Source organism: Streptomyces sp. (genome assembly GCF_035563135.1).
In the GTDB taxonomy this organism is placed as follows: Bacteria; Actinomycetota; Actinomycetes; order Streptomycetales; family Streptomycetaceae; genus Streptomyces.
Genome location: NZ_DATMVN010000251.1, coordinates 1 through 6,426, shown reverse-complemented (window position 1 = coordinate 6,426; position 6,426 = coordinate 1). Strand labels below are relative to the sequence as shown.

Genomic DNA, 6,426 nt, shown 5'->3' with positions numbered 1-6,426 from the left:
TCGGTCTCACCGGCCCGAAGTCCACGAAAACCGCAGGACAGGTCCCGCAGCACACGATCCGACGGCAGCGGTGCGGCGGGTTGCGGCGCCGCACCCGGTCGGTGCGGCGCCGCAACCCGCCGGTGACCACCGGCGCCGGCTCAGTGGTGCGTGCGCATCAGGCCAGCAGAGCACCGAGGAGCATCCCACCGACCAGGCCGACAGCACTGACCACGAGGGCGGGCACCGCGAGCCGCTCGTGCCGGACGGTCTTCGCGATGATGGCCAGGATCAGGCCGACCACACCGAAGACGATCGGCAGGAAGAGCAGCGAGATCACACCCAGCACCATCGCGATGATGCTCAGCACGTTGCCGGTCGCCGTGCCCTGCGGTGCACCGTGGGGCTGCTGCCCGGTCGGTCGGTTGCCATACTGTGTCGACATCTGCCTCTCCTTCGAGCGATCGCCCTGAGACCCGGCCCCGGATGGACCGTCCCGCCCTACGAGTGCCCCCAAATCCCTTGGCAACACAGCAACTTGTCGCTCGGACGAATGCGAGGGACAGTATGCGCGGACCGGCCACGGAAGGCATCGGCGGCAGCGGTCCGGTGTCCGGCCGGAGACGCGCGAGGCGCCACGCGCGCAGCGACGCGGCTGTCACCCGCGCAGGCTTCGACCTCCGGCGCAGACAGCCGGGCCCTGTCGGCGTGGCCGGACGCCGCCGCACCGCGCGAAGCGACCAGAGCTCGGGGGCCGAGAAGCCGGGGTCACGAAGGAGCGGACCTGCCGGGTGAGGACGTCGAGGTGACATCGGAGCCGCGTAACCACTCGTCCTGAGCGAGCACTAAGGTGCAATGTGAAGTATGTGCGCGTCTATCCGGATGTCCGAGCACCAGGTTCAGGATCCACGCCGCGCACCGGAAGGGAACAGAGCCGTGCATGGCGAGTACAAGGTGCCCGGCGGCAAGCTTGTCGTCGTAGATCTGGACGTCGAGGGAGGCGTCCTGCGCAACGTGCGGGTCGCCGGGGACTTCTTCCTGGAACCCGACGAGGCGATCCTCTCGGTCGACAGAGCGCTGGAGGGCGCTCCTTCTTCGACGGATGCCGCGGGCCTGGCCGCCCGGATCACGGCGGCCCTGCCCGAGTCGACCGTCATGCTCGGACTCACCGCGGAGGGCGTCGGCATCGCTGTTCGGCGGGCCCTGGCCCACGCGGCCGAGTGGAGCGACTTCGACTGGCAGCTGGTGCACGCGGGACCGCAGGCCCCGGCCCTGCACATGGCACTGGACGAGGTCCTCACCGCCGAGGTGGCCGCCGGGCGACGGGCACCCACGCTGCGGGTCTGGGAGTGGGCTTCGCCCGCCGTGGTCATCGGCAGCTTCCAGTCGCTGCGGAACGAGGTGGACCCCGTCGGGGCGGCGGCGCACGGGATGACCGTGGTACGCCGTATTTCCGGTGGCGGAGCCATGTTCGTGGAGCCCATGAGCACGATCACCTACTCCCTGTCCGTACCGGAGTCGCTGGTGTCGGGTCTCTCGTTCGCCGACAGTTACGCATATCTCGACGACTGGGTCCTGGGCGCGCTCGGCGACATGGGAATCAAGGCCTGGTACCAGCCCCTCAACGACATCGCCACCGACGCCGGCAAGATCGCGGGCGCCGCCCAGAAGCGTGTCGTCGGCCCTGACGGCGGTCCTGGGGCCGTCCTGCACCACGTGACCATGTCCTACGACATCGACGCCGACAAGATGCTCGAGGTGCTCCGCATCGGCAAGGAGAAGATGTCCGACAAGGGCACCAAGAGCGCCAAGAAGCGCGTCGACCCGCTCCGCCGCCAGACCGGCCTCGCCCGGGAGCAGGTCATCGAAAACATGATCGCCTCCTTCCGCAACCGCTACGGGCTCACCACTGGTGAGGTCACCGCGGAGGAGATGGCCCGGGCCGAGGAACTCGTACGCACGAAGTTCGCCACCGAGGAGTGGACCGCGCGGGTCCCGTAGGTGGCCCGCCCCCTCCCGCACAGCCGGTCCCCGGCAGGCCTGACGGCACCAGTTCTCAGCCCCCGGCCGGGCGGCCGAGGGAGATCAGCGCGTCGACGTGGGCAAGGCCGCTCTCCGCGGCGATCTCGTCGAGCGTCTGGGCGGCCCGGACCGTCGTCAGCCGCACACTGCCGGGCCGTCCGGCCGTGAAGCCGTGTACGGCGGGTCTCGGCAGGCTGTTGTACGCCCAGGGCGTCGAGAAGTAATAGGCGCCGGTGTCGTACAGGACGACGAAGTCGCCCTCCTCCAGCTCCGGGAGTTCCCGGCCATGGGCGACGACGTCGCCGGCGAAGCAGCAGGGGCCCGCGATGTCCTGGCGCAGCGGGGCGCCGGTCCGGGGGGCGCCCTCGGCGTCGAAGGCGCCGACCCACAGCGGCCACGCGTCGGGCATCAGGACGGTGCGTGTGGCCGTCTGCGCTCCCGCGTGGGTGACAGCGATACGCCGGCCGCCGGCCTCCTTGACGTACTCCACACGGGCGCCGATGAACCCGTTCTTCGCGAGCAGCGAGCGGCCGAACTCCGTGACCAGCGCGTAACGGCCGTCGAAGAGGTCCGGGACGGCCGCGCCGAGCGCCCGGGCGTACGCGGCGAAGGTGGGGCGTGTCTCGTCGCCGTCGAAGTTGACCGGGAGTCCGCCGCCGATGTCGAGGCTCGTGACCCGCCGGGTGCCCAGCGTGCGGTTGATCTCCTCGGCCAGCCGGTACGTCTCCGCGACGCCCTCCGCGATGAGTTCCAGCGGGCATCCCTGGGAGCCGACGTGTGCGTGGAGGCGGGTCAGCCACGGCCGGTCGGCGAAGGCCCTCACCACACGCTCGCGCGCACCGGGATCGCGGAGCGCCACGCCGAACTTCGACGTCGCGGTGGCGGTGCTCATCGCCCCGATGGAACCACCGCCGACCTGCGGGTTGACGCGCAGACCGACGACCGATGTGCTCCCCGCCGGACGGAGTGCGTCGATGCGGCGCAGTTCGTCGAGGTTGTCGGCGTTGACCGCGACGCCCAGGGCGAGGGCCTCGCCGATCTCCTGCCGGGTCTTGGCGGGCGAGTCGAGGACGATCCGCGAGGGCTCGACACCGGCGTCGAGCGCGATGCGCAGCTCTCCCGGACTCGCCACCTCGCAGCCCATGCCGAGCCCGGCGAGCAGCCGCAGTACGGGTACCAGGGAAGCCGCCTTGACGGCGAAGGTGTGGAGGACTTCCGGGGCGTGGGCGAAGGCGGTGTGCAGACTCGCGACCGAGGCCCGGATCCCGTCCGTGTCGAGGAATCCGGCGACCTGCTGCTCCTCTCCGAGGAGCCCGGTGGCGACGGCCCGGCGCAGCACGGCGGAGACACGCTGGGCGGAGGTGAGGGAGGCGGTACCGGAGCCGGCGGGCGCCGGGAGGGCGGTTGGTCCTGGAGAGATGTCGCCGGCAGATGTCACGGGGAGAACCTTTCGGTGGGACCGTGCCACGTATGCGGGAGCGGCGTGGCGGGATGGTGACAGGATGGCCGCCGCACCCCTCGCCCGTCTTCGTCACCGGGGACGAAGCAGCGCCGGCATGGTGACCGGCCGGACGAATACCGGCCGGAAACCCCCCGTATCCTCCCGGTCAGGTCCTCTGCCGGGACGGGCGCCCTGCGGCCGCTCCCGGTGGCGCCTGGCGTCATGCTCCGAGGCTATGAACAAGGCCGAAGGAGCCGTCCCGCACGCACGACCGCCCCGGCGGGCGGAGCGCCTGCCGGGGCGGTCGTGCGTGCGGTGTACGGCCCGGGGATCAGCCCAGGGTCGCGATGGCCTTGTTGAAGGTGGCCGACGGACGCATCACGGCCTCCGCCTTCGCCGGGTCGGGCTGGTAGTAGCCACCGATGTCGGCCGGCTTGCCCTGGACGGCGACCAGCTCGTCGACGATGGTCTGCTCCTGCTCGGACAGCGTCCTGGCGAGCGGCCCGAACGCCTCGGCGAGCGCGGCGTCGTCGGTCTGCTGTGCCAGCTCCTGGGCCCAGTACAGCGCCAGGTAGAAGTGGCTGCCGCGGTTGTCGATGCCGCCGAGCTTGCGGCTCGGGGACTTGTCCTCGTTGAGGAAGGTGCCCGTCGCCCGGTCCAGGGTGTCGGCGAGCACCTTGGCGCGCGCGTTGCCCGTGGTGGTGGCCAGGTGCTCGAAGCTGACCGCGAGGGCGAGGAACTCACCCAGGCTGTCCCAGCGCAGGTAGTCCTCCTTGACCAGCTGCTGGACGTGCTTGGGCGCGGAACCGCCCGCGCCCGTCTCGAACAGCCCGCCGCCGTTCATGAGCGGGACGACCGAGAGCATCTTCGCGCTGGTGCCCAGTTCCAGGATGGGGAACAGGTCGGTGAGGTAGTCACGGAGCACGTTGCCGGTCACCGAGATGGTGTCCTCGCCGCGGCGGATGCGCTCCAGGGAGAAGGCCGTGGCCTCCTCCGGCGTCCGGATGGAGATGTCCAGGCCGTCGGTGTCGTGGTCGGCCAGGTAGGTGTTGACCTTGGCGATGAGGTTGGCGTCGTGCGCGCGGTCCTCGTCGAGCCAGAACACGGCCGGGTTGCCGGTCGCGCGGGCACGGGTGACGGCGAGCTTGACCCAGTCCTGGATCGGGAGGTCCTTGGTCTGGCACATCCGGAAGATGTCACCGGCGCCGACGGCCTGCTCCAGCACGACGTCACCGTTGCCGTCGAGGACCCGCACCGTGCCGGTGGCGGGCACCTCGAAGGTCTTGTCGTGGCTGCCGTACTCCTCGGCCTTCTGCGCCATCAGACCGACGTTGGGCACCGAGCCCATCGTCGCCGGGTCGAAGGCGCCGTTGGCGCGGCAGTCGTCGATGACGACCTGGTAGACGCCCGCGTAGCTGCTGTCGGGCAGGACCGCGAGGGTGTCGGCCTCGTTGCCGTCCGGGCCCCACATGTGGCCGGACGTACGGATCATGGCCGGCATGGACGCGTCGACGATGACATCGCTCGGCACGTGCAGGTTGGTGATGCCCCTGTCGGAGTCGACCATCGCCAGGGCGGGGCCCTCGGCGAGCTCGGCCTCGAAGGACGCCTTGATCTCGGCGCCGACGTCCGGCAGGGAGTCGAGGCCCTTGAGGATGCCGCCGAGGCCGTCGTTCGGGGTGAGTCCGGCCGCCGCGAGCGCGTCACCGTACTTGGCGAAGGTGTTCGGGAAGAAGGCGCGGACCACGTGACCGAAGATGATCGGGTCGGAGACCTTCATCATCGTGGCCTTCAGGTGTACGGAGAACAGCACGCCCTCGGCCTTGGCGCGCGCGACCTGGGCGGTGAAGAACTCGCGCAGTGCGGCGACCCGCATGACGGCCGCGTCCACGACCTCACCCGCGAGGACGGGGACGGACTCGCGCAGCACCGTGGTGGTGCCGTCGTCGCCCGCGAGCTCGATGCGCAGCGAGCCGGCCTCGGAGATGACGACCGACTTCTCCGTCGAGCGGAAGTCGTCGACGCCCATGGTGGCGACGTTGGTCTTCGAGTCGGCGGTCCAGGCGCCCATGCGGTGCGGGTGCGCCTGGGCGTAGTTCTTGACCGACGCGGGGGCGCGGCGGTCGGAGTTGCCCTCACGCAGGACGGGGTTCACCGCACTGCCCTTGACCTTGTCGTACCGCGCGCGGACGTCCTTGTCCTCGTCGGTCTGCGGGTCGTCCGGGTAGTCCGGAAGTGCGTAACCCTGCTCCTGGAGCTCTGCGATCGCGGCCTTCAGCTGCGGGATCGAGGCCGAGATGTTGGGCAGCTTGATGATGTTCGCGCCGGGAGTCCTGGCCAGCTCGCCGAGCTCGGCGAGCGCGTCATCGATACGCTGTTCGGCCTTGAGACGCTCCGGGAAACCGGCGATGATGCGCCCCGCCAGGGAGATGTCGCGGCGCTCCACCGTGACACCCGCGGTCGAGGCGTACGCCTCGATGACAGGCAGGAACGAGTACGTCGCCAGGGCAGGGGCCTCGTCGGTGTGCGTATAGATGATGGTCGAGTCAGTCACCGGGTGCTCCGCTCCACGTCTGCAACATTGCTCGACATCAAGATATCTCGTGATCGACCAGGACTCGACAGGGGTCGCGCGGAGATTGTGGCCAATCGGGCGCGCGACCCGGTCGAACGTATGGCCGATCAGCTCAGGGGGACGGTGTCCTCGTCGCCCGTGCGCTGCTGCGGGAACACCACGGCCCCCTGCTGGAGCGCCACCGTCCGGGCGGGCGCCGGGATGCGGATGCCCTCGTCGCGGTAGCGCCGGTGGAGGCGCTTGATGAACTCGTGCTTGATCCGGTACTGGTCGCTGAACTCGCCGACCCCCAGGATCACGGTGAAGCCGATCCGCGAGTCGCCGAACGTGTGGAACCGCACCGCCGGCTCGTGGTCGGGCACCGCGCCGGCGATCTCGGTCATCACCTCGGCGACCACCTCGGTCGTCA

Annotated in this window: 4 protein-coding genes and 1 pseudogene; 1 reads left to right on the top strand and 4 read right to left on the bottom strand. The window is 70.3% G+C overall.

The window, feature by feature from the left end:
• Positions 1-157: 157 nt before the first annotated feature.
• The gene (locus VN520_RS10960) at positions 158-424 is read right to left on the bottom strand and encodes a hypothetical protein (protein WP_325746682.1); all 267 of its coding nucleotides are present in this window, start codon (positions 422-424) and stop codon (positions 158-160) included.
• A 491-nt stretch (positions 425-915) separates the two neighbouring features.
• Here VN520_RS10960 and VN520_RS10955 point away from each other — a divergent pair, with 491 nt between their 5' ends.
• Positions 916-1,980: a biotin/lipoate A/B protein ligase family protein gene (locus VN520_RS10955; RefSeq protein ID WP_325746681.1), complete on the top strand. Its 1,065-nt coding sequence runs from the start codon at positions 916-918 to the stop codon at positions 1,978-1,980.
• Between the two features lie 55 nt (positions 1,981-2,035).
• On the opposite strand, the gene VN520_RS10950 is transcribed toward VN520_RS10955, so the two are convergent.
• From VN520_RS10950 to VN520_RS10940, 3 genes and pseudogenes are all read right to left on the bottom strand, one after another.
• Complete coding sequence (locus tag VN520_RS10950; RefSeq protein ID WP_414719821.1) at positions 2,036-3,439, bottom strand: diaminopimelate decarboxylase; 1,404 nt, start codon at positions 3,437-3,439, stop codon at positions 2,036-2,038.
• A 334-nt stretch (positions 3,440-3,773) separates the two neighbouring features.
• Positions 3,774-5,996, bottom strand: a complete 2,223-nt coding sequence (locus VN520_RS10945) for an NADP-dependent isocitrate dehydrogenase (protein ID WP_325746680.1) — start codon at positions 5,994-5,996, stop codon at positions 3,774-3,776.
• A 128-nt stretch (positions 5,997-6,124) separates the two neighbouring features.
• A pseudogene (locus VN520_RS10940) lies at positions 6,125-6,426 on the bottom strand (mechanosensitive ion channel family protein); the annotation flags it as partial.

What these genes read in the sequence shown, in the direction of transcription:
- VN520_RS10960 (WP_325746682.1), bottom strand. Translation starts at nt 424, where the DNA reads ATGTCGACACAGTATGGCAACCGACCGACCGGGCAGCAGCCCCACGGT.